Source organism: Microbispora rosea (genome assembly GCF_900156315.1).
Lineage (GTDB): Bacteria > Actinomycetota > Actinomycetes > Streptosporangiales > Streptosporangiaceae > Microbispora > Microbispora rosea.
In genome coordinates this window covers 1-25,010 of the sequence record NZ_FTNI01000023.1, presented here as the reverse complement: position 1 = coordinate 25,010, position 25,010 = coordinate 1, and the positions used below count along the sequence as shown (strand labels likewise).

22 protein-coding genes and 2 pseudogenes are annotated in these 25,010 nt (G+C 71.1%); 15 read left to right on the top strand and 9 right to left on the bottom strand.

Translation table 11 applies throughout. From position 1 onward, the window contains the following. Positions 1-99: 99 nt before the first annotated feature. A pseudogene (locus BXA11_RS45945) lies at positions 100-573 on the top strand (lytic polysaccharide monooxygenase auxiliary activity family 9 protein); the annotation flags it as partial. Between the two features lie 132 nt (positions 574-705). Further along, a pseudogene (locus BXA11_RS45940) lies at positions 706-831 on the top strand (carbohydrate-binding protein); the annotation flags it as partial. Positions 832-979: 148 nt separating this feature from the next. Here the strand turns inward: BXA11_RS45940 and BXA11_RS28115 are convergent. After that, on the bottom strand, positions 980-1,588 hold the full coding sequence (locus BXA11_RS28115) for an Ohr family peroxiredoxin (RefSeq protein ID WP_204053907.1): 609 nt from the start codon (positions 1,586-1,588) through the stop codon (positions 980-982). A 184-nt stretch (positions 1,589-1,772) separates the two neighbouring features. Between BXA11_RS28115 and BXA11_RS28110 the strand changes: the two genes are divergently transcribed. Beyond that, complete coding sequence (locus tag BXA11_RS28110; RefSeq protein ID WP_076439380.1) at positions 1,773-2,726, top strand: Gfo/Idh/MocA family protein; 954 nt, start codon at positions 1,773-1,775, stop codon at positions 2,724-2,726. Between the two features lie 69 nt (positions 2,727-2,795). Here the strand turns inward: BXA11_RS28110 and BXA11_RS28105 are convergent, their stop codons facing one another. Continuing rightward, on the bottom strand, positions 2,796-4,082 hold the full coding sequence (locus BXA11_RS28105; RefSeq protein ID WP_076439378.1) for a hypothetical protein: 1,287 nt from the start codon (positions 4,080-4,082) through the stop codon (positions 2,796-2,798). Between the two features lie 49 nt (positions 4,083-4,131). On the opposite strand from BXA11_RS28105, the gene BXA11_RS28100 reads away from it, so the two are divergent. Continuing rightward, positions 4,132-4,749 carry an HAD family hydrolase gene (locus BXA11_RS28100; RefSeq protein ID WP_076439376.1) on the top strand — a complete coding sequence of 206 codons (618 nt, stop codon included), beginning with the start codon at positions 4,132-4,134 and terminating at the stop codon, positions 4,747-4,749. A gap of 98 nt (positions 4,750-4,847) precedes the next feature. Here BXA11_RS28100 and BXA11_RS28095 read toward each other — a convergent pair whose 3' ends face one another. Together BXA11_RS28095 and BXA11_RS28090 are read right to left on the bottom strand one after the other, a co-directional pair. Beyond that, positions 4,848-5,507, bottom strand: a complete 660-nt coding sequence (locus tag BXA11_RS28095) for an HAD family hydrolase (RefSeq protein WP_083744638.1) — start codon at positions 5,505-5,507, stop codon at positions 4,848-4,850. 104 nt (positions 5,508-5,611) lie between these two features. Further along, positions 5,612-6,211: a TetR/AcrR family transcriptional regulator gene (locus BXA11_RS28090; RefSeq protein WP_076439374.1), complete on the bottom strand. Its 600-nt coding sequence runs from the start codon at positions 6,209-6,211 to the stop codon at positions 5,612-5,614. A gap of 75 nt (positions 6,212-6,286) precedes the next feature. On the opposite strand from BXA11_RS28090, the gene BXA11_RS28085 reads away from it, so the two are divergent. Further along, positions 6,287-7,087, top strand: coding sequence for a class I SAM-dependent methyltransferase (locus BXA11_RS28085; RefSeq protein ID WP_076439372.1), 801 nt, complete (start codon positions 6,287-6,289; stop codon positions 7,085-7,087). 35 nt (positions 7,088-7,122) lie between these two features. Here BXA11_RS28085 and BXA11_RS28080 read toward each other — a convergent pair whose 3' ends face one another. Together BXA11_RS28080 and BXA11_RS28075 are read right to left on the bottom strand one after the other, a co-directional pair. Continuing rightward, positions 7,123-8,190 carry a spore photoproduct lyase family protein gene (locus tag BXA11_RS28080; protein WP_204053906.1) on the bottom strand — a complete coding sequence of 356 codons (1,068 nt, stop codon included), beginning with the start codon at positions 8,188-8,190 and terminating at the stop codon, positions 7,123-7,125. 38 nt (positions 8,191-8,228) lie between these two features. After that, positions 8,229-9,008, bottom strand: a complete 780-nt coding sequence (locus BXA11_RS28075; protein ID WP_076439368.1) for a DNA-formamidopyrimidine glycosylase family protein — start codon at positions 9,006-9,008, stop codon at positions 8,229-8,231. A 373-nt stretch (positions 9,009-9,381) separates the two neighbouring features. Between BXA11_RS28075 and BXA11_RS28070 the strand changes: the two genes are divergently transcribed. The 8 genes from BXA11_RS28070 to BXA11_RS28035 all read left to right on the top strand — a co-directional run bounded on the left by BXA11_RS28070 (position 9,382) and on the right by BXA11_RS28035 (position 18,303). Next, entirely contained in the window at positions 9,382-11,388 is a 2,007-nt protein-coding gene (locus BXA11_RS28070) for a hypothetical protein (protein ID WP_076439366.1), read from the top strand. A 27-nt stretch (positions 11,389-11,415) separates the two neighbouring features. Further along, complete coding sequence (locus tag BXA11_RS28065) at positions 11,416-11,772, top strand: nuclear transport factor 2 family protein (RefSeq protein ID WP_076439364.1); 357 nt, start codon at positions 11,416-11,418, stop codon at positions 11,770-11,772. Positions 11,773-11,819: 47 nt separating this feature from the next. After that, the gene (locus tag BXA11_RS28060) at positions 11,820-12,131 is read left to right on the top strand and encodes a hypothetical protein (RefSeq protein ID WP_030509092.1); all 312 of its coding nucleotides are present in this window, start codon (positions 11,820-11,822) and stop codon (positions 12,129-12,131) included. After that, the gene (locus BXA11_RS28055; RefSeq protein WP_239105176.1) at positions 12,118-12,567 is read left to right on the top strand and encodes an Lsr2 dimerization domain-containing protein; all 450 of its coding nucleotides are present in this window, start codon (positions 12,118-12,120) and stop codon (positions 12,565-12,567) included. Before BXA11_RS28060 ends, BXA11_RS28055 begins: the two co-directional genes overlap by 14 nt. Before the next feature lie 449 nt (positions 12,568-13,016). Then, complete coding sequence (locus tag BXA11_RS28050) at positions 13,017-13,934, top strand: TIGR03619 family F420-dependent LLM class oxidoreductase (RefSeq protein ID WP_076439360.1); 918 nt, start codon at positions 13,017-13,019, stop codon at positions 13,932-13,934. Between the two features lie 282 nt (positions 13,935-14,216). Then, positions 14,217-16,235, top strand: coding sequence for a hypothetical protein (locus BXA11_RS28045; RefSeq protein ID WP_076439358.1), 2,019 nt, complete (start codon positions 14,217-14,219; stop codon positions 16,233-16,235). Continuing rightward, a complete protein-coding gene (locus tag BXA11_RS28040) occupies positions 16,235-17,779 on the top strand; it encodes an extracellular solute-binding protein (protein WP_143734561.1) in 1,545 nt (514 codons plus the stop codon). Before BXA11_RS28045 ends, BXA11_RS28040 begins: the two co-directional genes overlap by 1 nt. A gap of 197 nt (positions 17,780-17,976) precedes the next feature. Further along, a complete protein-coding gene (locus BXA11_RS28035; RefSeq protein ID WP_076439354.1) occupies positions 17,977-18,303 on the top strand; it encodes a hypothetical protein in 327 nt (108 codons plus the stop codon). Between the two features lie 112 nt (positions 18,304-18,415). Here BXA11_RS28035 and BXA11_RS28030 read toward each other — a convergent pair whose 3' ends face one another. The 3 genes from BXA11_RS28030 to BXA11_RS28020 form a co-directional block, all read right to left on the bottom strand. Continuing rightward, complete coding sequence (locus BXA11_RS28030) at positions 18,416-19,399, bottom strand: DUF2804 domain-containing protein (RefSeq protein ID WP_076439352.1); 984 nt, start codon at positions 19,397-19,399, stop codon at positions 18,416-18,418. A 103-nt stretch (positions 19,400-19,502) separates the two neighbouring features. Then, complete coding sequence (locus tag BXA11_RS28025; RefSeq protein ID WP_143734560.1) at positions 19,503-20,849, bottom strand: MATE family efflux transporter; 1,347 nt, start codon at positions 20,847-20,849, stop codon at positions 19,503-19,505. Between the two features lie 199 nt (positions 20,850-21,048). Continuing rightward, positions 21,049-22,098 carry a hypothetical protein gene (locus BXA11_RS28020; RefSeq protein ID WP_076439348.1) on the bottom strand — a complete coding sequence of 350 codons (1,050 nt, stop codon included), beginning with the start codon at positions 22,096-22,098 and terminating at the stop codon, positions 21,049-21,051. A gap of 506 nt (positions 22,099-22,604) precedes the next feature. On the opposite strand from BXA11_RS28020, the gene BXA11_RS28015 reads away from it, so the two are divergent. Beyond that, positions 22,605-23,249, top strand: coding sequence for a response regulator (locus BXA11_RS28015; protein ID WP_076439346.1), 645 nt, complete (start codon positions 22,605-22,607; stop codon positions 23,247-23,249). A 776-nt stretch (positions 23,250-24,025) separates the two neighbouring features. Beyond that, a partial coding sequence (locus tag BXA11_RS44880) for a non-reducing end alpha-L-arabinofuranosidase family hydrolase (protein WP_244303594.1) occupies positions 24,026-25,010 on the top strand: 985 nt, incomplete at its 3' end.

The window sequence follows — 25,010 nt, the reverse complement described above, 5'->3', positions numbered from 1 at the left end:
TTGGGCCTTTACTGTTAGGAAACTTTCCTTTACGTTTGCGCCACCCCCCAGCAGTGAGGAGCACACATGCGAAGAACGCTGATCTTCCTCGCGACGGCGATGACCGGCATCGGCGCCACCGTGTTCATCGCCTCACCGGCCCAGGCGCACGGATACATCTCGTCGCCCGCGAGCCGCCAGGCGATGTGCGCCCAGGGTCGCGTGCCCAATTGCGGCGACATCGTCTACGAGCCCCAGAGTGTGGAGGGACCGAAGGGGCTGCGCAGCTGCAGTGGCGGCAACGCCCGGTTCGCACAGCTCGACGACGAGAGCAAGCCCTGGCCGGCCACCAGCGTCGGCAACACCGTCACCTTCACGTGGTCGCTGACCGCCCGCCACTCGACCAGCACGTGGGAGTACTACATCGGAGGCACCCGGATCGCCGTCTTCGACGATCACGGGGCGCAGCCCCCGGCCACCGTCAGCCACACCGTGAACCTGGGTGGACGTACGGGCCGGCAGAAGGTGCTGGCGATCTGGAACGTGGCCGACACCACCAACGCGTTCTACGCCTGCGTCGACCTCCAAGTCGGCGGGGGCGGGACGCCCAGCCCCACGCCCAGCCCCACTCCGAGCCCGACGCCGACGCGTACCCCGACCCCGTCTCCCACGCCGACGCGCACCCCGACGCCCACGCCGACCGTTCCCAAGGGCACCTGGGCCGCCGGCACGGCGTACAAGGTGGGTGACCAGGTGACCTACGGCGGGGCGACGTATCGGTGCATCCAGGCCCACACGGCGCTCGCGGGCTGGGAACCGCCGAACGTCCCCGCACTGTGGCAGAAGATCTGAGACAGAAAAGGCGGCCGGGGCGGGCCCGCGACGTGCGTGACGCGGGTCCGCCCCCGGTCCCCGGCGCGGCCCTTCGCGCGGGCGCGTGAAGGGCCGCGCATCCGCTTGACGCACCCGTCCCGGCAGGGTCCGGGACGGGTGGCGGCGGTCAGGCGAGGTGGACGTGCACCTCGGCGCCCTGCATGAAGGCCCGCGAATACGGGCACTCTCCGTGAGCTTGCTCCACCAGCCTGCGGGCCGCCTCGGGCTCCACCCCCGGCAGGCGTACGGTCAGGTCCGTGGCGATCGTGTAGTCGTCGGCGGTGCCGCGCTTGCGGAGCGTGACGCTCGTGTCCACGGTGGCGTCGGAGGTGGGAACACCCTGTCGTCCGGCGACCAGCGTGAGCGAGTTGTGGAAACAGGAGGCGTACGCCGCGGCGAGCAGCTGCTCGGGGTTGGTCGCCCCGCCGGGGCCGCCGAGTTCCCCCGGCGCCTTGATGCGGACGTCGAGCATGCCGTCGTCCGAGGCCACCTTGCCGAGCGCGGACGAGGCCCGAGCCGTGTAGAGATCGTCATATGATCCGCCGCTGTGTTCGAACCGCCCGGGCCGCCCGGGCCGCCCGCGTCGTTCGGACCGTTCGGGCCGTTCGGGCCGCTCGGCGGGGCGGCCCTCGGGCATCCGCCCGGTGAGCTCCGCTTCGACTCCGGGCCCCGAGTAGTCGGGTCCGGGTGCCCGGTCGCCCGGCAGATGGGTGAACCGCCGTATTTCCTCGCTCATCGCGCATCCCTCGTCCGCTCGCGTCGCGTCCCGGTCGGGATCGGCGGGTCACGTACCCCTGTGCGCTTTCGATATCGGACTTTGGAGGCAAAAGTTCCCATCAGCACCGCTGTGCTACGGTCCCGGCAGGCATTCCCCAATGAATGGCGAAATGTCGGCAACGGCGGCGAGGAGTGGGTGCGGTATGAGTGGCGCTGTCCGGTGGGGCGTCCTTGGAACGGCGGGCATCGCCGCACGGGCGTTCCTGCCCGCGTTGCGCGAGGCAGGCGGGGGTACGGCCGCCGTGGTGGCGGGCCGTGACCTGTCCCGGGCCGAGGAGTTCGCCGCGCGGAACGGCGTCGCCCGCGCCGTGCGCGGCTACGAGGCCGTCATCGAGGACCCGTCGATCGACGCGGTGTACATCCCGCTGCCGAACGCCCTGCACGCGCAGTGGACCGTCGCCGCCCTGGAAGCGGGCAAGGCGGTCCTGTGCGAGAAGCCGCTGTGCCTCACGGCCGAGGAGGCCGGGAACGTCATCGAGGTGGCGCGCCGGTCGGCCCGGCCGCTCTGGGAGGCGTTCGTCTTCCCGTTCCACCCGCAGACGGCCCGGCTGCGCGGGCTGCTCGCCGAAGGCGCGATCGGCGAACTGCGGGAGATCTGGTCGTCGTTCAACTTCACCATGGAGGGCACCGAGGACATCAGGCTCGACCCGGCCCTCGGCGGCGGCGCGCTCTACGACGTGGGCTGCTATCCCGTGCGGCTCGCGCACCTGCTGTTCGGCGGTGACGCCGTGGACGGGCACGCCGTCGCGGTCAAGAGCGAGGCGGGGGTGGACCTCGAGACCGCCGGGGTCCTGGAATTCGACTCCGGCCGGCTGATGCTGAGCTGCAGCTTCGCCCTGCCGTTCACCACGTACACCCGCCTGGTCGGCACCGGCGGGGAGATCCGGCTGTCCAACCCGTTCCACCCCGAGCCGCACGACGGGCTCGAAGTGTGGCGCGAGGGGCGTCTGGTCTCCCGGCACGAGCCGGGCGAGGGCACCGCGTTCTCCTGGGGAATCCGCCACATCCACGAGGTGCTGCGCGGCGAGGCCGAGCCCCGGCACACGGCGGCCGACGACTCCCTCGGCACCGCCCGCGCCCTCGACCTGCTGCGCTGACCCGCCCCGGCCGGGGCGTTGCCAAGGCGTCCGAGTCGTCCAGGCGTCCGGGTCGTCAAGGCGTCCGGGTCAGGGTGCGGTGAGCGTCGCGCAGAGCCCGCGCGGGAAGCGCGGCTCCGCGGCGAGCACGTCGTCGCATCCGGGCTTGGTCGTGGCCGCGATCACCCGCCAGCCGGTGGGCGTCGCGCGGTAGAAGTATCGGGTCGTCCCGGACGCGCCCGCGCAGTCGCCCGGCCTCTCGCACACCGGCCCGCTGTTGATCGAGATGTCCATGACGAGCCACTTCCCGTCGCATCCCCGCTCACGGTGATAGCTGTGCTGCGGCGCGTCCGCGTCCCTGGCGGCCTGGAAGTAGGAGTCGGAGGTGCAGCCCGTCGGCGCCGGGTGACAGCCGAGCTCGCCGCAGCGGCGCAGCAGGCCCGGCCGGTCGAGGGTGTAGAGCTGATCGAGGTTGACGACCACGTCGCGCTCGCCGAGCGGCTTGGGCAGCCGCACCTCCACCGGCACCGTACGCTCGCCGGGGCAGCCGTTCCCGGCCATCAGGAGCCGGGACTCGAAGCGGACGTCGACCCGGACCAGCTTCGGCTCGAAGCCGTCCAGCCTGCCGGTCGGCCCGCGCAGGCAGCCGTCGGGGCCGTCGGGCACCCGGGCGTCGAGCGTCAGGACCCTGCCGTCGCCGGAGACGCGGACCTCGCTGATCGTGGACACGGCGAAGGTGACCCAGCGGGTGGTGTCCTCGTGCGTGACGACCGAGGGGGTGGCCTCCCCCGTAGCGCCCGCGCGGCGCAGCGCCCGGACGCCGATCTCGTTCACCAGTGTGGCGTCCCCCGCCGTGCTCTCCAGGACGGAGACGAGACGGTCGCCGGCCCGGCCGACCAGGTAGACGCCCGTCTTCTCGGCGCCGCCCTCCCGATAGTCGTGCTGCACCAGCATCGTGCCGGGCACGCCGATGTCCGTGGCGACGAGGGAGTAATGATCCGCCTCGTCCCGGCAGCGCCCGAGCCGCTCGCCCAGCTCGTCGAGGTAGGCCTGCGCGCCGCCGGGGCGGTAGCCGGCCACGTACTCGTAGACCTGGAAGCGGCGGTCGCCGCTCCCGGGAGCCACGCTCGCCGTGATCGCCTGTGTGTCCAGGCGGTCGTCGTCGCTGCGGAACGGTTCGGCCGCGCAGGGCGCGGGCACGAGCGGCGGATGCGCGCCGGACACCTGGGTGGGCCGCCCGCCGTACAGGTCCGCCGCGCCCAGCATGCCGTCGCCCTCGGCTCCGGCGTGGACGAGGCCGCAGGCCGCCGACGCCGCGCACAGGATCCCGCACAGCACCGCGCGCAGGACGAGGAGAGGCAGCCGTCTGACCGTCACCCGTCGATCATGTCATTCGGGGTGCGGCCACGCGTGGTATGCATGGGCGGTGACGATCCCCCGGCCGTACGACGCGGTGCTGTGCGACTTCGACGGTGTCATCCGCTTCTACGACCAGTCCGAGCTGACCGAGCTGGAACGGGCCGTGGGCCTGGCCGAGGGCACCACTGCGAAGGTCGTCTTCGCCCCCGAGGTGGACATGCCGGCGCTGCTGGGGCAGATCACCGTCGAGCAGTGGATGGAGGCGGCCGAGGCCGCCCTGGCCGTCCAGGTGCCGCGGGAGCAGGCCCGCGCGCTGGTCACGGCGTTCGTCAAGGCGCCCGCCCGGGCGGATGAGGACGTGCTCGGCCTGCTGCGCCGGGCCCAGGAGCACGTGCCCGTCGTGCTGGTGACCAACGCGACGCTGAGCCTGGAGGACGACCTCGCCTGGCTGGGCCTGAGCCACTTCGCCGACGAGGTGGTCAGCAGCGCACTGGTGGGCGTGGCCAAGCCCGACCCCCGCATCTACGAGATCGCCGCCGAGCGTGCGGGTGTGCCGCTCGGGCGGTGCCTGTTCGTCGACGACCGTGAGGAGAACGTCGAGGCGGCCAGGGCGCTCGGCATGACGGCCGTCCTGTTCACCGGCCTGCCCGACCTGGAGACGGCGCTCGCGCCGCTGCTCGGCTGACCCCGGCCGGGCGATTCCGGTGGCCGGGCCGCATCCGGTCGTCGCGGGCGGCGTCCTCGATGAAGGCGCGGCGTGAGCGGTCGCCGTCGGCCACGCCGCTACCGCCCTTCCACCTCCGAGAGGAGGATGCCGATCGCCTCGGTCACGTCGGTGACGGTGTGGTCCGATGCGGGCTCCTGACCCGTCCAGCCGCCCCGGTCGATCCAGATCGTGGCGAATCCGATGGCCCGTCCTCCCGCCATGTCCATCACGGGGTGGTCGCCGATCATCCATCCGCCCGCGCCGAGGCTCGCGCCCGCGCGGGTCGCGGCGATCTCGAACAGCCCCCGGTCCGGCTTGCGGACGCCCTCCGCCCCGGAGACGGCCCACGCGTCGACGACCTCGTCGAGGCCGGTCCGCCGGATCTTGCCGAGCTGGCTCTCCGCATGCCCGTTGGTCACAATCGCCACCCGCCAGCCCGCCGTACGCAGACGGGCGAGGCCGTCACGCACCTCCGGCGGGCAGTGGACGAAGTCCGGTATGCGGCGCCGGTAGGCGGCCCACAGGTCCTCGACGCGGCCGTCGAGCCCGTAATCCTCCTTCACCTGCGCCAGGAGCGTCTCGCGCGGCAGGTAGCCGTGCCCGTCGAGGGTGACCAGCCGCTCGACCTCCTCGGCGCCCAGGCCGTGGCCGTCCACGAACTCCTCGGCCCACGAACGGAAGGCCGCGTCACGGTCGATCAGCGTGTTGTCCAGGTCGAACAGCGCGAGTCTCGTCACATCCGATCACGCTATCCGCCCCGCTCGCGGCGCTCGTGTGATCGCTTCTCGCCGCCGGAGCGGTTCGCGGCGGCCTCGGCGTGGAAGGGGGCGGCTCGCGGTGCTCACGGCTCGGTCCGTACGACGCCGGCGACGACCGTGGTGACCATCTTGTGGACGGCGTCTGCCTGGGGCGGGCCGCCGTCCCGGTCGGCGAACAGCAGGTGTGAGGCTCCGAGCAGGGTGGGGGCGAGCGTGTCGACATCGGCGTCCGCCGCGATGCGGCCGAGTTCGCGCTCGGCGGCGAGGTAGGAGGCGAGCATGGCCGCGGCCTCCGTCAGAAGTGGCAGGCCAGGGCCCGGCCTGGCCTGCCGCAGCCGGGCGCGCAGGCCGTCGCGGGAGATGATCAGGCCGACGACCGCCACGGCGACCGACCCGAACAGGTCGGTCAGCACGGCGGTGAGGTTGCCGGCGACGGTGCCGGTTCCGGCCGACCGGCGAAGGGCGGCGGACTGACCGTCGATCCTGGCGATGCCGTCCAGCACGAGCTCGGCGAGGAAGGCGTCGAAGTCGGCGAAGTGCCTGTGCAGAACGCCCTTGGCGCAGCCCGCCTCGGTGGTGACCGCCCGGCTGGTCAGCCCGCTCGGCCCGTCGCGGAGCAGGACGCGCTCCGCGGCCTCGAACAACTGCTCCCGCGCGTCGCGGAGGGCAACCCCTGTCGGCACCGTTCCATCCCTCCTGTCCGTCCGTCGAGATTATCCGAATTGACGAGTGGGCACTCGCCCACTCATAGTGGGCGCATGCCCACTTCACCTTCCGAGAATGAGTCGCACAAGGCCAGGGAGATGGCGGAGTCGTTCGGCGTGGACGCCGAGCGTTACGACCGGACCCGGCCGCCCTATCCCGACGCGATGGTGGAACGGATCGTCGCCGCCGCCCCCGGGCCTGACGTCCTCGACGTCGGCTGCGGCACCGGCATAGCGGCCCGGCAGTTCCAGGCGGCGGGCTGCACGGTGCTCGGCGTCGAACCCGACGCGCGGATGGCCGGCTTCGCACGCCGCAGGGGACTCGAGGTCGAGGTGGCGACCTTCGAAGCATGGGACCCCGCCGGCCGTACGTTCGACGCGGTCGTCGCGGGAACGGCCTGGCACTGGGTCGACCCGGTCGCCGGAGCGGCCAAGGCGGCCGGGGTGCTGCGTCCCGGTGGCCGGCTGGCGCTGTTCTGGCACGTGTTCGAGCCCCCGCTGGTCGTGGCGGAGGCCCACGCCGAGGTCTATCGGCGGGTGATGTCCGGCTTCCCGTCGCAGGACCGGCCTGCGGTGTCCGCCCTCGACGGCTACCGGCCGCTGTTCACCAAGGCCGCCGGCGGAATCAGGGACGCGGGCGCGTTCGGCGACGTCGAGGAGTGGCGTTACGACTGGCAGCGGTTCTACACCCGTGACGAGTGGCTGGACCAGATGCCGACGTCCGGCGCCCTCACGCGGCTCCCGCCGGACGCGCTGCCCGAGGTGCTCGCCGGCGTCGGGGACGCCATCGACGCGATGGGAGGCGGCTTCACGATGTCCTACGTCACGGTGGTGGTGACCGCGACGCGTACCTGACCGCCGCGGGCGGGATGCCGGCGCATGTCCGGCGGTCAGAAGGCGTAGCGGACCCGGCAGTACGGGATCTTCTCGGCGATCAGGCCGGTGAGCGCGGTGACGTAGCGGCCCTTGTGGCCGGTCTTGTAGCGGACGTTCCAGCCGCCCGTCTGCGAACGCTTCGGCTGCTGGAGGTCGGGACGCCACAGCACCTCCTCGGCCTTGGGATGCCAGCCGAGGTTGACCTCGTGCAGCCGGTCGTTGTGCGTGAGGAAGATGACCTCGGCGGCGAGCTGGGCGCGGGCGGCCGGGCTCAGCGCGTCGTCGAGCTGCCCGAGCAGCTCGGCCCAGTCCTCCAGCCAGCCGTCGCGGACGACCACCGGGCTGAAGTTGACGTGCACCTCGTATCCCGCCTCGACGAAGTCGTCGATGGCCGCGATCCGGTCGGCGACCGGCGAGGTGCGGATGTCCAGCAACTTGGCGTCGGCGGCCGGCATCAGGCTGAAGCGGACGCGCGTACGGCCTCGCGGGTCCCAGCCGAGCAGCTCGCGGTTGACGTATTTGGTGGCGAAGCTCGCCTTGGCGTTCGGCAGGTCGCGGAAGAGATCGACGAGATCGCGCACGTTGCCGGAGACGGTCGCGTCCACCGAGCAGTCGGAGTTCTCGCCGATGTCGTAGACCCAGGCGTGCGGGTCCACCTGGTCGGGCTCGGGCTTTGCGCCCTGCCGCCGGGCGTGCCTCGCGAGATAGCCCGTGATCTTGTCGATGTTGGCGAACACGGTGATCGGGTTGCTGTAGCCCTTGCGGCGCGGCACGTAGCAGTACGCGCAGGCCATCGCGCAGCCGTTGGCCGTCGAGGGCGCGATGAAGTCGCTCGACCGGCCGTTCGGCCGCGCGGTGAGCGACTTCTTGACGCCGAGGACCAGCGCCTCGGTCTTGATCCTGACCCAGCGGGCCACGTTCGCCTCGTCCCCGTACAGTTCGGGGATACGGTGGTGGGCCTCGATCTCGATCCGCTCGGCCTCGGGGAACCGCTCCAGGATCTCCTTGCCGCGGGGCAGCTCGGCCGCGGCGGGTTCGACGTAGATGCGGCGGATGTCCAGCAGTCTCTGGCCTTCGTTCACCTGAATATAACAACTCGATAACGGCATGACTTCCCAGGTCAGAGGGCCTGGAGGTGCTGGTCGGCCGGGCACGCGTACGCCGTCCTCGACGCCAGTGTCCAGGTCCGGACGGCGGCTCCGCAGCGGCGGCAGCGCTCGCGTTTGTAGACCCACCGCTCGTCCGGCGCGCCGGGGTCGCTGACCACCTGCCCGGCGTCGCGGCCGAGCGCGAGGTAGTGCACCGCGGTGTCCCACAGCCGCCCGGCGGCCTCGGCGCCGATGTCGCGGGCGCCGGGGTCGAGGCCGGTGAGGAAGAGCAGTTCCGCCCGCCAGGCGTTGCCGATCCCCGACCACACGCTCTGGTCGAGCACGGCCGCGCCGACCGGGGTGCGGGCCGCGAGCAGCCGGCGCACGGCCTCCTCCCGAACCGTGTCCCGGGCGGTGGCAGGGGCGGTGTCCGGGCGCAGGGGGTCGGGGCCGGTCGCGGCTCGCAGCGCCGCCAGCGCCCGCTCGTCCATCGGCTCGCAGCGCGCGGGCGCGATCAGGTCGAACGCCGCCTCGCCGGTCGCCAGCCGCAGCCGGGTGCCCTTGCGTGGTTCGGCCGCCGGGTCGTCGTACCGCAGGAAGAGCCCCCGCATGCCGAGGTGCACGTGGATGGCCGGAGCGTCCTCCACCCAGTAGAGCAGGTGCTTGCCGAGCGCCTCCACACCCTCGACGACCCTGCCGTCGTACGGCCGCGCGTCGAACCTGCCCTGCGGGCTCGCGGCCCTGACCACGCGCCCGGCGAGCGCCTCGTGCTGCTCGTCCGCGTAGCGATGGACCAGATGCCCCTCTGGCATGCCCCTCGCCCTACCCGCCCCGCCCGGAGATACCGTCTCGATCATGAGTGACGACCTCTGAAACGCCTGCACCGCCGCTGCGCGGAACTGGCGAACGAGGTCGCGCCCCGTGTGCGGGTGGCCGGGCCCGCGCCCGCACCGGTGACGAGGTCCGCGCGCTGCAGCCCCGCCTGCACACCGGCTCCTGAACCTGTCTCCTGAGCTCTGTCTCCTGAGCTCTGTCTCCTGAGCTCTGTCTCCTGAGCTCTGTCTCCTGAGCTCTGTCTCCTGAACCTGTCTCCTGGACCCTGTCTGCGGAGCCGGGGCCGTTTCCCGGTGCCGTCCGTCCTCGTACGGATACCCTCCGCTGCATGGCCGAGGGTGGAGGTGTCTGATGCGTACCTGGTTCGAGCCGCATGAGGACGAGGAGTTCGAGGCGGCGAAGGACCTGCTGGTCCGCCGCTGCCTCGTGTGGGCGGGGGAGCGCGGCATGGCCGCCGACCCGCTGGTGCTGGAGGCGGCCCTGGACTCCCGCCACCGCAGCGTCGACGGTCGGCTGGCCTACTGGGACGAGGCGCAGGTGCGCAGGTTCCTCCTGGAATGGATCCCGCGCTACGTCACGGCTCACCGCGACGAGTTGGACACCGCGCCCGGCAGCCTGATGACCCTGCTGCGCTACATCGCCGCGAAGGGGCTGCGCGACCCACGTGGCGCCACCCTGGCCGAGCTGGAACAGGCGGTGAAGGCCGCCGTCGCGGACTATCCGGCGGCGCTCGACGACCCCGCCCGTATGGGCATCGCGAAGTTCTGGGCGCAGACCGCGCTCGACAACGGCATCGACCTGACCGACCTCAAGGCGCTGGAGAGGCTTCCCCGGGACGTCGAGGCCGGCCGGGTGCCGTACGACGCCGAGGCGCTCGACAGGGTCGTCGAGGCCCGGCTCGGCCGCCCGCACCTCGACGAGCAGCGGGCCTTCCCACAGCCTCCGCTGGCCCTGCCGCCCGCACGCGAACTCGCCGAGGCGGCGGCGCGCAGCGACGTCGTACGGCGGCTGACGGCCCTTGCCGACTGGGTGGGCGCCGAGGGGAAGACGCTCACCGAGGCCGGTCACCTCCGCCTGGCCGACGCCAGGGAACTGGCCGGACTTCTCGGCACCGGCGAGCAGGATCTGCAGGTGCGCAGCGCCGTGGACCTGCCCGGTGTCGGTCTGCTGCTCGCCTGGGCGACGCACGCCAGGATCGTCCGTGTGTCCAAGGGCCGCCTGCTCCGCGTCGCCAAGGCCGCGCCGCTCCTGCGCGACCCGGAGAAGCTGTGGTCGCGGGCGTTCGAGGCGTACTTCGAGCTGGGCCGCGACATGCTGACGCCGCCGTCGCTGCTGTGGTCGGTGTTCGACGAGCTGATGCCCGACGTGCTCAACAGCGCGTACGGCATGGCGAGCCCGATGCCGGTGGCCCGGCTGGAGGAGACGGTCTGGCTGGTCTGCCAGGACTACATCCCGTCCGACCATGTGCCGGAGGAGACGTGGCGCGATCGAGTGGGGCGGGAGCTGGCCCTGGCCATGGAGGCGCTGGCCGAGCTCGGCGCCGTGGAGCTGAGCCACGGCGTGGCCGACGCGCTGTACTCCAGCGATCTCGCCGGTGATCTCACCGCCGATGATCGCACCGCCGACGACGGGCTTCCGCTGCCGGCCGAGGCGCGGGACCGGCTGCTGCGGCGTCTCGCCGAGCCGGGCCTCCTCGTACGGCTGACGCCGCTCGGCGCGAGGGCACTGCGCGAGCGGATGCTGGCCGAGGGCCGGAACGCCCCGCTGATCGGCGAGCTGGCGGACGCCTCGGCGGCCGAGCTGCTGGGCGTGCTCCTTGAGCACTACCCGCCGAAGGCCGCGGCGCAGGAGCTGGACGGCTGGCTCGCGGCGCACGGAGGCGACCCTGGGCCGCTGCTGGACGCGGTCCGCGCCTGTTCCTTCCGCACCCGGGCGGCCGCCATGCTCTCCCTCCTGGCCGAGATCCATCCGGGCCTGCGGTCGCTGCTGCCCAGCCTGCGTACGGATCGGGTGCTGGGCCCCATGGTCCTGATGGAGCTCGCGCAACGCGGGGACCAGGCCTCCGACCGCCTCGGCGCCGACGAGAACCTGCTGGTGACGACGGAGGGCGTGCTCGGTCTGCTGGAGCTGGCGGGCCCGGAGAAGGTGCAGGAGCAGCTGCGTGCCATGGCCGGGCCGAACGCGCTCGCCCTCGTCGAGGCGATGGCCGCCTCCGGCCACCCCGCCCAGGAGAGCATGGAGGAGCTGCGCACGCTGGTCGCCGAGCCCATGCGTGCGCGGTCCCATCCGCTCAGATTCGTGCCCGGCCCGCGACCCGGTGCCCGGGGCCGCACCGCCGGACGGAAGCGCAAACGCTGAGGCGCCGGGGCGTGCTTGGATGAGGTCATGGATCTTGACCGGGCACACGCGTTCGCCGAGACCTGGGTGGCCGAGTGGAACGCCCACGATCTCGACCGCATCCTGCGGCACTACGCCGGCGACGTGGTGTTCCGCTCCCCGATCGCGGCGCGGCTCATCGAGGGCTCGGACGGCACGATCCGCGGCAAGGACGCGCTGCGGGCCTACTGGGCCGAGGGGCTGCGGCGCAACCCCGATCTGCGGTTCGAGGTCGTCGGCGTCTACGCGGGCATCGACTGTGTCGTCATCAACTTCAGGAAGGAGACGGGGGCGCTCGCCAACGAGGTGCTGGTCTTCGAGGACGACCTGATCGTCTCCGGGTGGGGCACCCACGGCCCCGAATGAATCCCGTCCCTGGGACGTCGGCGGCGTCCGAGCAAGATCCGCCGGTCGTGGCGGTCGCGCTCGGGGCGATGGCGGCCGTCGACCTGGTGGTCGCCGTGGACATGCTCCCGCCCGATTTGATCGGCGCGACCATCAGTGCGGGCAGCCGGCCCGACTACATCGACGGGGGACCGATGACCTTCGCGCCCTACCTGGCCGGAGCGGCCGCGTACGGTGTCGCCGCCGTGGCGCTCGTGCTGGGGTCGAGGCGGCCGGAAACGCGGGCCGGTAACGCGAGCACCAGTAGGATGCCACGGTCCAGAAAGACGGAGATCCACCCTGGAAGGGCTGCACGTGGCGCAGAAGGTGATACTGGTTGACGACCTCGACCACTCCGAGGGCGACGATGTGGCGAGACGGGAGTTCCCGCTGCTGAACCGGACCTTCGCCATCGACCTGTCCGACGCGAACCAGCAGCGGCTGAGCGAGGCTCTCGCGTTCATCGAGGAAGTGCTGGAGAACGCCCGCGAGGTGAAGCAGGCGTCGCGGTCCAAGAAGGCCGCGGACACCTCCCCGCGGCTACGCGGCTACACCCTGACGGACGTCCGCGAATGGGCCCGCGAGCAGGGGCTCGACGTGCCCGCGCGCGGGAAGATGGCCGACGAGGTCATCGAGCAGTTCGTCGCGGCGCACCCCGCTACCGAGGACGCCGCCCCCGAGGACGCCGGAGAGTCCCCCGCGGAGCCCGCAGAGGCAGCCTCGGCGGAATCCTCGGCGAAGGCGTCTCCCCGTGTGGAGGCGGCCGTCGGCGTCTGAGCGCACGTCCGGAGCCGATGTCTCGGCGGACGCTCCGGAGCCGACGTCTCAACGCAGCGTTCTAACGCAGCGTTCTAACGCAACGTTTCAACACGACGTTCCAGATCGGGATTCGCCCGGCCGGCCGCCGCCACACGCAGCCGGACCGGGCGTCCGCCCGGCGTGTCGCCGCCCTGACCTCTGCCGCAGCCGAGAACTGACCTGTTCGGAGTCGGGGATGCCGACGTGTGTCGCAGTCGGGGATGACGACGTGTGCCGCAGTCGGGGAGCGGCCCGCAGGAACCTTCGTAGTGCCGGTTTCGGCCACGGTCCACCGGCAACCCCAGCTTTGGGGCGCCCCTGGACCTAAATCCGGCTTGTCCAAGTTTTCCGCAAGCGGGCTTTCCTAGCGTCTCCGCCGTCGTCCGATCAGGGCGAACTACTACCGGTGCGATGCGAAGGAAGCACTCATGCGGCTCGGATACACGGTCCCCCAGTACGGCGCGTTCGCCGACCCGGATTTCATCCGGCAGGCGAGCACGGATCTCGAAGAGATGGGCTACGACAGCCTGTGGGCGGGCGACCGCATCCTGCTGCCGCTGACGCCCAGCGATCCGTACCCCGGAGGAGACGGGACGGTCCCCCCGGCTTTCGGCACCTTCTTCGACCCGCTCACCGCACTGACCCTGGCCGCCGTCGGCACGCGCGAGATCCGGCTGGGGACCAGCACGCTCAACGCGCTGTGGCAGCCGCCCGTCCTGCTCGCCCGCACGCTGACCTCGCTCGACCTGCTCAGTCACGGACGGCTGGACGTCGGCATCGGTCTCGGCTGGCTTCGGGACGAGTACGTCGCGACCGGGGTGCCCTGGCGGGGGAGGGGAGACCGGCTGGAGGAGACGCTCGACCTGATGGAGGCCGTCTGGACCGGCGAGGTGGTCGAGCACAAGGGCGCGCTGTGGACCGTGCCGCCGTCGCACATCGACCTCAAGCCCTGCCAGCGGCCGCGCCCTCCGATCCTGCTCGCCGGTTACACGCCTCCGGCGCTGGAGAGGGCCGGCCGTCGGGCCGACGGGTGGCTGAGCGCGGCCATGCCGATGCCCTACCTGACCTCCCTGTGGGGCCTGGCGCTGGAGGCCGCGTCCCGCGCGGGCCGGGATCCGTCCGCTCTGCGCATGGTGGTGCGGGTCAATCCGGAGATCACCGAGTCGCCGGCGCGCGCCGGCCAGGTGCCGCACGCGGGGACCGTACGGCAGGTCGCCGACTATCTGCTGACCCTCGCCGAGGCCGGGGCCCACGAGGCGTTCGTCGACCTTCAGACGACGACCTCTTCGCGTCAGCAGTTCCTCGACGTCGCGCACGGGCTCGTCACCATGCTGCGCGCGGGCTGAGACCGCGATCCCTGCAACGGCGATCCGCACGACGCTGAGCGGCGGTGCGGTGGCTGTTTGTAAGGAAGGGGTTACATTTCCTGACAGCGCCGCGCACAATAGGGGTCGATCTTTTGTGATCCGGCGTAGGCCGGATCATCCAGCCCGTCGAACAGGCTCTTCCTCATGTCCGCCCCCGTGCCCCCACCAGGAGAAAGTCCGGATCGATCCTCAGGAGAAAGTCCGGATATACACGAAGAAAATCGAAACAAACAGGATCGGCACTCCAACAGCCGATCGGGATTGGTCACCACGGCGCTGACCGCAGCGGTCACCTCTGTGGCGACGCTGGTGGCGACGGCGGCGGCGACGCCCTTCTCCAACAGGCTGCAGAATCTCATCGAGCAGGCGCCGGTCACTCCGCTCATCACCGTTCCCGCGTCCGTGGGGGCGCTGGTGATCATCTGCTGCTATCCGTTGTGGCGGGGCAAGGTCAGGACGCCGGGCCGATGGGCGGCGGCCGTCGCCGCAGTGGCCCTGTGGCCTTTTCACCAGATTCAGTGGCCCCAGGGGCTGCGCAGCTGGGCGGGCCGGATGCTGGTGCCCCTCGCGGTCGGCTACATCGCCGCGTGCCTGGGGGCGTTCACCGGTCTGGTGGGGTTGGTGGTCGTCAAGGTGGTCGCGCCGTCCGGCGCGTGCGAGCCTCCGCGAGAGCTGCGCGTCATCACCGCTCTCGAGAACGTGACGGCGCTGCGTGAAAGGGCCGAGGCTTATACGAAGGAGCAGCGGACAGACGGGTGCGCGCCGGTGCGGATAGAGGTCGGCGCCGCGCCCACGATCGAGGAAATGCGCTACGGCTTCCGCAATGAGTGGCTCCGGGACGACGCGCTGCAGAATGACGAACCCTATCGCCGGATGCTCGGCCTGACCCCGGACGCGTGGATTCCCACCAGTTCCGCGGAGTTCGATCTCGTCGTTCAGGACGTGTCGGAGAAGGGAGGAGAGAAGACGAACAACGGGGACGCGCCGGAGAAAACGAGCAGCCTGCGTTCCCTCCTGCACAAGAGGAACGAGCAGGTGGGCACGGACCACATGTCGATCGCGGTGTTCGGCGCCGCGAAGAACGATCTCCTCACCGGCGAGCTGGAGAGCGCGGGTTACCCGCTTGCCGAGATCGTGCAGCGGGCCCGGAGCAAGGGCATGTCGCTCGTCTACCCGCAGCCCGCGTTCTCCACCTCAGGCGCGATCGTGGCCACGACCCTGAGCGGGGCAGGGCCGCAGCCCGGCGACGCCGCCCTACGCGCGACCTTCGACAACAGCGCCAACGCCCTGCTGTGCCATCTGAGAGACGCCGGCCGGGAGAGAGCGGACGAGGACTGGGCGAGGCTGGTGGCGTTGGTTCCGTCGCACACCGCCGACGAGTACAACCGCGGTGGCGACTTGGGCATCGAGGGATGCGCGCACGATCCGCTCGCGGGAAGAGCGGCGCTGACCCCGGTCTCCTCCGTCGATCTGCCCACGCTCGACTATCCGTTCGTGGAGATCGACTGGTCGCAGGATCCGGCCCGCCGGGCGGCGCTGGACGGCTTCGCCACGTGGCTCGCGGACAACAAGCTGTTCGAGCCCACCGGAGAGGGACCACAGCCGTCGTCTGCGGCCCGGATATCCGCGGACGCCGCCCGGCCGGGTCACCGGGTGGATCTCCAGATCATGATCGACGGCTCGGGATCCATGGCCCGGTCTCCCACCGCGTCCGCCTCCGCCCTGCACGACGCCCTGGCCGAGGTCAGGCAGATCCTGACGGACACCGACCAGGTCTCGGCGGGCAAGTTCTTCACCGACGACAGGGGGACCGCGAAGGCGCCCATGGCGCGGGAGGGCGACGGGGGCGGCGAAGAAGGCCCGGGAGGTTACGGCGAGGTCCTCCGCTGGATCGCGGACGACAGGCAGTCGGGTTTCGACGAGCCGATCTCCAGGGCGATCGGCGGGTTGAGCCATCCGGCGAACTCGATCGCCGTCATCACCGACGGAGGCCCGTTCAACGACGAACCCGGCCCCGGGAACGCGGGACAGTCCATCAGGCGCGCAGTGCGAAGAGCCGCAGACGTGTCGAACCTCTACATCCTCACGTTCGGCGGGAGGTGCCCTGACGGGCTGGAGGCCCCTCGTTCCGTGCGGCCGTCGGTGTCCGCGTCGCCGTCCGACGGGAGGCCCGGGTCCTCCGGGCCTGTCGCCGAACACGTCGTGTGCGACGACACGGCCGGTACGGATGTCGCGGGAGCGCTCGGACGCATGATCTTCCAGTTCAGGGAGTGGTCGTGATGGCGGCGGGCCCCTCCGGGGCGTTCTGGAGCCGATGGTACGAACGCTTCACGAGGTTCCACCTCAGGCTCGCGGCGGCCTGCTTCCTGGCGGGCGCGGTGTTCGTGATCGCGGTGAGCCAGCATTCCGGGTCGCCGTCCTCGCAGACCGCCTGCCCCGGACGCCCGGACGACCTCGTCATCGGGACGGGGGCGGAGATCGGCGCCGGCGGCGTACGGCACGACGTGATCAAGGCGTGGAACGACGAACAGCGCGAACTCAAGAAGAAGCCGCTGAAGGCGACGCTGGTCGAGATCTCCGAGTCCTCCGACGAGCAGCGTTCCGAACTGGCCGCGGCGGCGCAGTCGAAGCGCTGCGCCTACGACGTGCTCCTCCTCGACGTCGCCTACATCACCGAGTTCGCCAGGAACCACTATCTCGAGAAGTTCGAGCTGGATCCCGGGAAGCTGGGCGGCCTCCCGGAGCGATACTTCCTGCGGAAGTCGCTGGAGACCGGCCGGGTCGACGGAGAGCAGTTCGCGGTGCCGTTCGCCGCCGACGCTCCGCTCCTGTATCGGCGAACCGACGCACCGGCTCCGCCGCCGCAGGACACCAAGAAGTTCCTCGAACTGGCCAGGGAACACGGCTATGCGGCGCAGTTCGACGATTACGAGGGCGGCACCGTCAACCTGCTCGAAGCGATCTTCTCGGCCGGGAGCCAGAAGGCGGAGGATCGGAAGACACAGGCCGACGACCTCGTCTTCGACGACAGGGGAGACGTCGTCCTCGACCAGGATGACAACGGCGAGAAGGTGATGGACGCGCTGCGGGCCTGGCGCGAGGCCCTGTTCGCGGGAAACAGGGACGACACGCGCCCGCCGCCGGGCGAGAGCGCGCTGCGGGAGGAGAGCAGCCTCCAGGCCTTCCGTACGGGCCTGGTGGGCTACATGCGCAACTGGCCGTTCGCCTTCAACCGGCTGGCCGCCGACCCGCTGATGCGCGACGACGACGGGTCCCTGAAGTTCCAGGTGCTCTCGTTCCCGGGAACCGGAGTGCTGGGAGGCGTCGACCTCGCCATCGCCAAGGACTCGCCGCACAAGGAGGAGGCCAGGGAGCTCATCTACTACCTGATCTCCCAGGACGTCCAGGAGAGGTTGTTCGCCTGTGCCGGCTATCCGCCGGTGGTCGCGGCTCTGTACGAGCGATACGAGAGATCGGGGACCGCGCGGACGTGCGGAGATCTCGCGGCTGACGGGGCGGACGGCGCGGGCCGCCCCGCCGAGCGGGACACCGAGATCACGGGAGATCAGCTCGTGCGGTTCGCCGGTGAGGTCCACGAGGCGGTGGACCACGCGAGGCCGCGTCCCAAGTCCGCCTACTACGCCACGTTCAGCCAGGTGTTCCGATCCTGCCTGCTTCCCGTGGCGACGACCGCGTCCGGCGCGGCTCCCGACTTCCACTACTTCTCCGACGCCCTCAGGGACGCTCTGAACGGCAGACGGCGGTCGGACGACGCCTGCCATCCTCCCGCGCAGGCAGCGTTGAAATCGGACATTAGGGGATAAAGGCGGCATAAGTGCGCCGCGAAGGCCCTAACTGGGACAATAGGCATTAAATACCGTAGATCACCGTTTGTGGCTCGTTCCGCCCGGAAACAATGACGGCGCGGGGCAATGACCACCTTAACGGTCATTAGGCGACATTCCTGTTCATTTAGGAATGGCGCACATATTAGGCAGTTGATCCTTTAGAGGGGGACGAAATGCCCAAGCTCAAGAAGGTCATCGCCGGACTCGCACTTTCCACCGCGCTCGGCGGTGGTGCCCTCGCCCTGGGCGCCACGGCGGCGAGCGCCACGACCGCCCCGACCGGCTGGGGCTGGAGCAACCCGTCCAACGAGTTCGATGCCGGGTTCAACAACACCTTCGAAAACAGCGCTTTCCAGACGGCGCCCTTCCTGACCGACTCCTTCTCGAACGGCTGCTCCCGGAACTGCTCCAGTTCGGACCTCGACGACATCCTTTGGGACGTCTGCGTCGCCGGCCACTGCTCGAACGCCCTCCCCGGGCTGTTCGGCTGTGACAATTAGGAGATCGGTCTGACGGCCTGCGGAACGACCCGCCCCTCCACGACTACGCGTACGCGTGTGCGACGTGCGTGGAGGGGCGCGCAGGTCGTCCCCGGCCCGAGGGCGGCGAGGATCACCAGCGGTTGCGGGCCTCCTCGGCCCAGCCGGTGAGGCCGTCGAGGTCCACCCAGGCGCCGTCGTCGGCCCTGGCCCGTCCGGAGAAGTGGCCGAAGCACTGGTGCGTCTCGTTGCCCACAAGGCCGAGCTCGGTGCGGGCCGCCTTCTCGTGGAACGGGTGAAACTCCACCTCCAGCCGCGGACCGGTGATCCGCCACGGGCGCAGCCAGTCGGCGCGATCGTACGACCACTCCAATTCGTCGCCGATCTTGTGCAGGCGCCCGCCGACGAACAGGGCGTTCTCCGTCGAACCGGTGCCGTCGGTCCACCTGCCGCCGAGCTGGATCGCCCGGCCGGGTCCGCTGCCCGCCGCCCAGTTCCAGGTGACCGAGTAGGGCCACTTCCCGCGACCGTGGTCGAGCACGGCGAACGAGTCCGCCTCGTCGACGGCGAACTCGGCCGATTCCAGCCACAGCCGCCCGCGCACCGGACGGCCGACGTCCTTCACCGTGTACTGGAACCGGTTCGGCCCCCACGGCACCACCACGCCGAGCGACTCGTGGCCCTCCGGTAGCGGCACCTCCAGGTCGAGCTCGACACCGGGCGCCACGGCGCGGATCGCGGTGCCGGAAGCATCCTGCCCGATGTCGATCGTCACACCGCCGCCGCGTACGGACGCCACGCCGGCGCCGCCGCGGTCGGGGAAGACGGCGCCGCGGGCCAGCGGCACCACGACGTCTCTGGCGACCTCCACGCGGGTGTCCCGGTCGAGCACGTACACCCCGTTGACCGCGGCGTAGTCCAGCGACGACGCGACCAGGCCGACGATGTGGCGAGGGGTGACGATCCCCCAGTACTCCCAGCGCTTGCGCCGGCCCCAGCCGCGCAGGTTGGAGCGGTGCAGCGGGCGGCGGGTCCAGCCCACCGCGCCGGGGTTGAGCCGCCCGTCCGGCAGGCACAGGTCGACCGGCTCGGTGATCTCCCGCTCGTGCGTCGTCATGCGAATGCGCGCCTTTCCGGGATCGAGCGTACGAGATCCTCGGGGAGCACCCGGCAGGCAGCCCTGGCACGCCCACCGCGAGACCCGGCTGTTCGCGCACCGATCACCGTACGGCGCCGAGCACCGCCCACCGGCCGGACCGCAACCTGGCCAGCACCGTGATCATTCGAATCAGCAGGAAGGCCGACAACCCCGACCAGATCCCCACCAGCCCCCAGCCGAATTTCAGTGACGCCCACACCACCGGCAGGAACCCCAGCAGCGCCCCGCTCGCCGTCGCGGTGCGCAGGTATGCCGCGTCCCCGGCGCCGAGCAGCACGCCGTCCAGCGTGAACACGACGCCGCCGATCGGCTGCAGCGCGACGAAGAACCACCATGCGCCGGGCATCTCGGCCAGCACCGTCGCGTCGGTGGTGAACACGTGGGGGAGGACGCCGGCCAGCGCCGCGAACACCACGCCGAGCAGGGTGCCGAAGACCAGCCCGCAGCCGGTGACCTGCCAGGCCAGGCGGCGCGCCCGCTCCGCGTCGCGCGCGCCGAGCGCGGCCCCGACCAGCGCCTGTGCGGCGATGGCCAGCGCGTCGAGGACGAAGGCCAGGAACATCCACAGCTGGAACACCACCTGGTGTGCGCCGGCCGTCGCGGCCGAGGTGTGGGCGGCGACCGCGGTCGCCGACACCCAGCACGCCTGGAAGGCCAGGCCGAGCAGCACCAGGTCGCGTGCCAGGCCGAGCTGGGCGCGCATCGCGGCCGGAACCGGAGCGAGCGGCACGCCCTCGGCCCGCAGCGTCCGCACGAACAGGATCGCGGAGACCGCCTGACCGGCCACGTTGGCGACCGCCGAGCCGTCGATCCCCCAGTCGAGCCCGTACACCAGCGCCGGGCACAGCACGGTGGAGATCAGGTTGCCCGCGAGCACGTAGCGCAGTGGGCGCCGCATGTCCTGCACGCCGCGCATCCAGCCGTTCCCGGCCATGGTGATAAGGATCAGCGGAGCGCCGAGCAGGGCGATCCTGAGCCAGCTCGCCGCGGCGTCGGCGACCCGGCCGTCACCGGTGAGGAGATGGGCGACCGGCCCGGCGAGCAGCTGCCCCGCCACGGTGATCACCAGCCCCGCGACCGCCGCGAGCCAGGTCGCCTGCACCCCCTCGGCCACGGCGTCGGCCCGGCGGCCCGCGCCGTGCAGCCGGGCCGCGCGGGCGGTCGTGCCGAAGGACAGGAACGTCATCTGCGAGGCGATCTGCGCCAGCACGATCCCGCCGACCGACAGCCCCGCGAGCGGCACCGCGCCGAGATGACCGACCATGGCCGTGTTGACGAGCAGATAGAGCGGCTCGGCGGCCAGGACCCCGAGCGCGGGCGTGGCGAGCGCGAGTATCTGACGCAGCGGGGCCGGGCCCACGTGCTCACGCATGCGTTCCTCCGGGAAGGCCGACAGGAACGCAATCATCTTGCTATTGCAAATAGTTCGCAACAAGAGCCTGGCGGGAAACAAGCGCCCGGCGGGATGAGGCCGACCGCGCCGGTCATGTCGTCGCCGGTCATGTCGTCGCCGGACGTGACGAGGCGGGCCGCGTGCGCGTCACCGTACGCCCGGAACGGCGACGGGCCGGCCCCCGCCGGAAGACGGGGACCGGCCTCGCCGTCGGTCAGGACGTGGGAGCGGGGGTCGGTGTGTCCGTGGGCTCGGAGGTGGGTGCCGCGGTCTCGGTGGGAGTAGCTGCTTCTGTGGGAGTCGTGGTTTCCGTGGGGGTCGTGGCCGGGCCGGGCGTCGTGGCCGGCGGTTCGGTGGGGATGGTTGTCGGCGTCGGACAGGGCTCAGGGGTGCGCCAGGCGGGCTTCCCCGAGTGCCACTTCAGCGAGTACGGCGAGCTCTTGCCGAGGTACCACAGCCGCTTGCTCGGCCGCGAGAGGTCGAAGACGTAGGCGGCCGCCGCCGTCTCCCCCTGAGGGGCGGCGGGTGTCGTCTCCTCGGTCTGCGGGGGAGCGGAGCTCGTCTCGCCAGGGGGAGTGGGAGCCGTCGCGGTCTCGGCCGGAGGAAGGGGAGTGTTGTCCCCAGGCGTCGGCGTGCCCTCGGAGGGCGCCGGTGCGCCCTCGGAAAGCGTCGGCGAGGCCTCGGGAACCGCCGGCGAGGCATCGGGAACCGTCGGTGTGGTTTCGGGGGCCGACGGTGGTGCGGACGGAATCGGCGCCGGGCTCGGCGGGGTGGGCGGAACCGGCGGCGGGGTGGGCGGGGTGGGCGTCGGTGTGCCGGGCTGGATGGTTGCGACCACCGAGATCCAGGCGTTCTGCCGGATCTCGCCGCCCTTGCGGGCGGTGAGCACCCGAGTGGCGTCGCCGATCGCGTACGACCGCTCGAAGCCGTCCTGGCTGCGTACGGTGACCGAGTCGTCCGCCACGGAGACGGCCTGCCCGGTCTGGGTGAACACCGTGACGGTGCCGCACCCGTCCTTGGCCGGCACGACCACCTCACCGTGCAGCGCGCCGAGGAACGGGCCCACCATGGGCACTTCGGGGGTGGGTGTCGCCGTTGGGGCGTCGTTGGGGATCTCGGCCGGGCCGGCCGTCGGCGTGATCGTCACGGTGGCCGTGACGACGGGATCCGATGTCTCGGCCGGCGGCGTGACCGGGGCGGCGTAGGCCGCCGTCGCTCCGATGCCGCCGGACGCCGTCAGCACGAACGCGGTCGCGAGGAGCATGGGTTGGGAGATGCGCCGGCGTGGCCCGCCTGGTCCGGACATCAGTCCTTTTTTCAGGCGGTGGGGGTTGGTCGGCATCACCGGTCCTCCGTATCGTTCGATCCATTGGTCTCCGCCGATCGGGACGGCGGTAGTGCCGGAGCGGTTGCTCCGATACCCGACTGAAGTAACCGGCAGATTTGTTGCCAAACCGTGTCACTTCCGATGGATTGGGGAGACCTTCCCCGTATCCGTCGAATCCATGCGGGCGAATTCGCGGGCACGAGGCGGCCTGGGTGTTTTTCGGCAGGTCACAAGGGATGAACCGATTTGAGATTCGGACATCATCTGTGGCGGTCACGCGATCGGCGGCGGGTGTGGTCTCCCGCACCCCCGGACGGCCACAGGCCTCATGGTGGCTCCACCCCGGTCATCCCTAGCATGGTCATCGTGCGAATGGAGGATGACGGCATGGGCGGAGCCGATGCCCTCGGCGCAGGACCGGGCGTGATCGAGGCGGGGTCGCCGTGCGTGTGATGCTGGCCGAGGACTCGGCGCTGTTGCGCGAGGGCCTGGTGCGGCTGCTCAAGGAGGAGGGTCACGACGTCCTGGCCGCGGTGGGCGACGCCGACGCGCTCCTTGAGGCGATGGACGGCCAGAGCCCCGACGCGGTGGTGGTCGACGTACGGATGCCGCCCACCCACACCGACGAGGGCCTGCGCGCCGCGCTGGAGATCCGGCGGCGCCGGCCTGAGGTCAAGGTGCTGGTGCTGTCGCAGTACGTCGAGAAGAAGTACGCCACCGAGCTGATGAGCGGCAGCATCGACGGGGTCGGCTACCTTCTCAAGGACCGCGTGGCCCAGGTCGGCGACTTCCTGGACGCGCTGGAGCGGGTGGGCGCGGGCGGCACGGCGTTCGACCCGGAGGTGGTGCGCCAGCTTCTCGCGCGCACCAGCCACGCCGACCCGCTGGCCCAGCTCACCGCCCGCGAGCGCCAGGTGCTCGAGCTCATGGCCCAGGGCCTGACCAACGCCTCGATCGCCCACACCCTGCACGTGTCGCAGAGTGCGGTGGAAAAGCACGTCAACGCCCTGTTCGACAAGCTCGCCCTGTCGCACACGACCGGCTACAGTCGCCGGGTCCTGGCCGTCCTGCGCTACCTCGGCTCCTGAAGCGCCGCGGTCCGCCGCGTCGCCGCCGGGCGGCTCCACGGCTGTCACCGCGGCCGTTCCGTTGAATGTTTCATCACGAGCCGCCGGGCAGACGGTGAGCCCGGGCCGGAATTGCCAGGTGAACGCGTTCGAGGGGCCGAGGTGCCGCCGGAGCTTTCGATCTTCCTCTTGACGTGACCCGGTGAGTCCTAGTTTGCTCCGCCAATATCGCTGTAATCGACACCCGCGGGACCGACATCTCGCACCGCACGATATGTGAGCGCTAACACGCCCCACGGCTCGGGGAAGGAGGGGTCTCCATGATCGGAGGCGATCCGCAGCTGCGCGCCACCCCGCAGCGTCCCGGGTGTGGCCGGCACAGAGAGGAAGCCCACGCCTAACGGGCCCTCGTCCGCTCGTACGCGCACCACCACTCCAGGCAGTCGAGAGGAGCCCGGATTCGCCGATGAAATGTTAGCGCTAACAGGTCCGATGGAGGCCGCTGCGGTGCAGTCGACGATCCGCGGAACCACGCACTCGCCCCGGTGCGGTGTGATCCGTGCCGACGGCGTGCCGGGGAGACCCGGAGCGGGCCTGCCGGCCGCGGCCACCATCGACCCTTCCAGCGCCTCTGCAGGTGCCGGTCTCGGAGTTCGGGAGCCTGTCGACCTCCTGGCCACAGAGCTCACGGATCCGTCCCGATCGGCTGACCGACCCCGCCCGGGTCCGCGAGACCACTGCGGTTTGCCCTGCGTGGCCCGCTTCGCCACGCTTTCACCCCCAAGGAGAACGAAACAATGGATTCACCCCCCATCCGAGTGACGAGCGGCCGCATGCGCCTCGTGGCGGTCCTGGCCACGGTGCTGACGACCGTGCTGGCGTCCGTTGTGGCGTGGTCGGCGCCGGCGTCGGCGGCGGCGGCGCCGTTGGTGAGCGTGGCGTCGGGACGATGCCTGGACGTGTCGGGCAACACCGACGCGCTGGGCACCGCGCTGCAGATCTGGGACTGCAACGGGCAGGCGAACCAGGCCTTCGAGTTCACCTCCTCCGGTGAGCTGCGTACCTTCAACGGCACCCGGTGCCTGGACGCCTACAACATGGGCACCACGAACGGCACCAAGGTCGTGATCTGGTCCTGCAACGGCCAGAACAACCAGAAGTGGCGCCAGAACGCCGACGGCACCATCGCGGGCGTCCAGTCCGGGCTGTGCCTGGACGTCGTCGGCGCCGGCACCAGCAACGGCAGCCAGGTCCAGCTCTACAGCTGCTGGGGCGGCGACAACCAGAAGTGGACGATCCGCGGAGGCGGCGGCCCGAGCACGACGCCGTCCCCGACGGTGACGCCGACCGGCGGCACGTGTGACCTCCCGTCGTCGTACCGCTGGAGCTCGACGGGCGCGCTGGCGACTCCGAAGTCCGGATGGGTTTCGCTCAAGGACTTCACCAACGTCGTCTACAACGGCAAGCACCTGGTCTACGCGACGACGCACGACAACGGATCGAGCTGGGGTTCGATGAACTTCGGCCTGTTCACGAACTGGTCGGACATGGCCTCGGCCAGCCAGAACACGATGAACTTCTCCGCCGTCGCGCCGACGCTGTTCTACTTCGCGCCCAAGAACATCTGGGTGCTGGCCTACCAGTGGGGCGGGACCGCCTTCTCCTACCGGACCTCCAGCGACCCCAGCAACCCGAACGGCTGGTCGGCGCAGCAGACCCTGTCCACGGCGAGCATCTCCGGCTCCGGCACGGGCCCCATCGACCAGACCCTCATCGGTGACG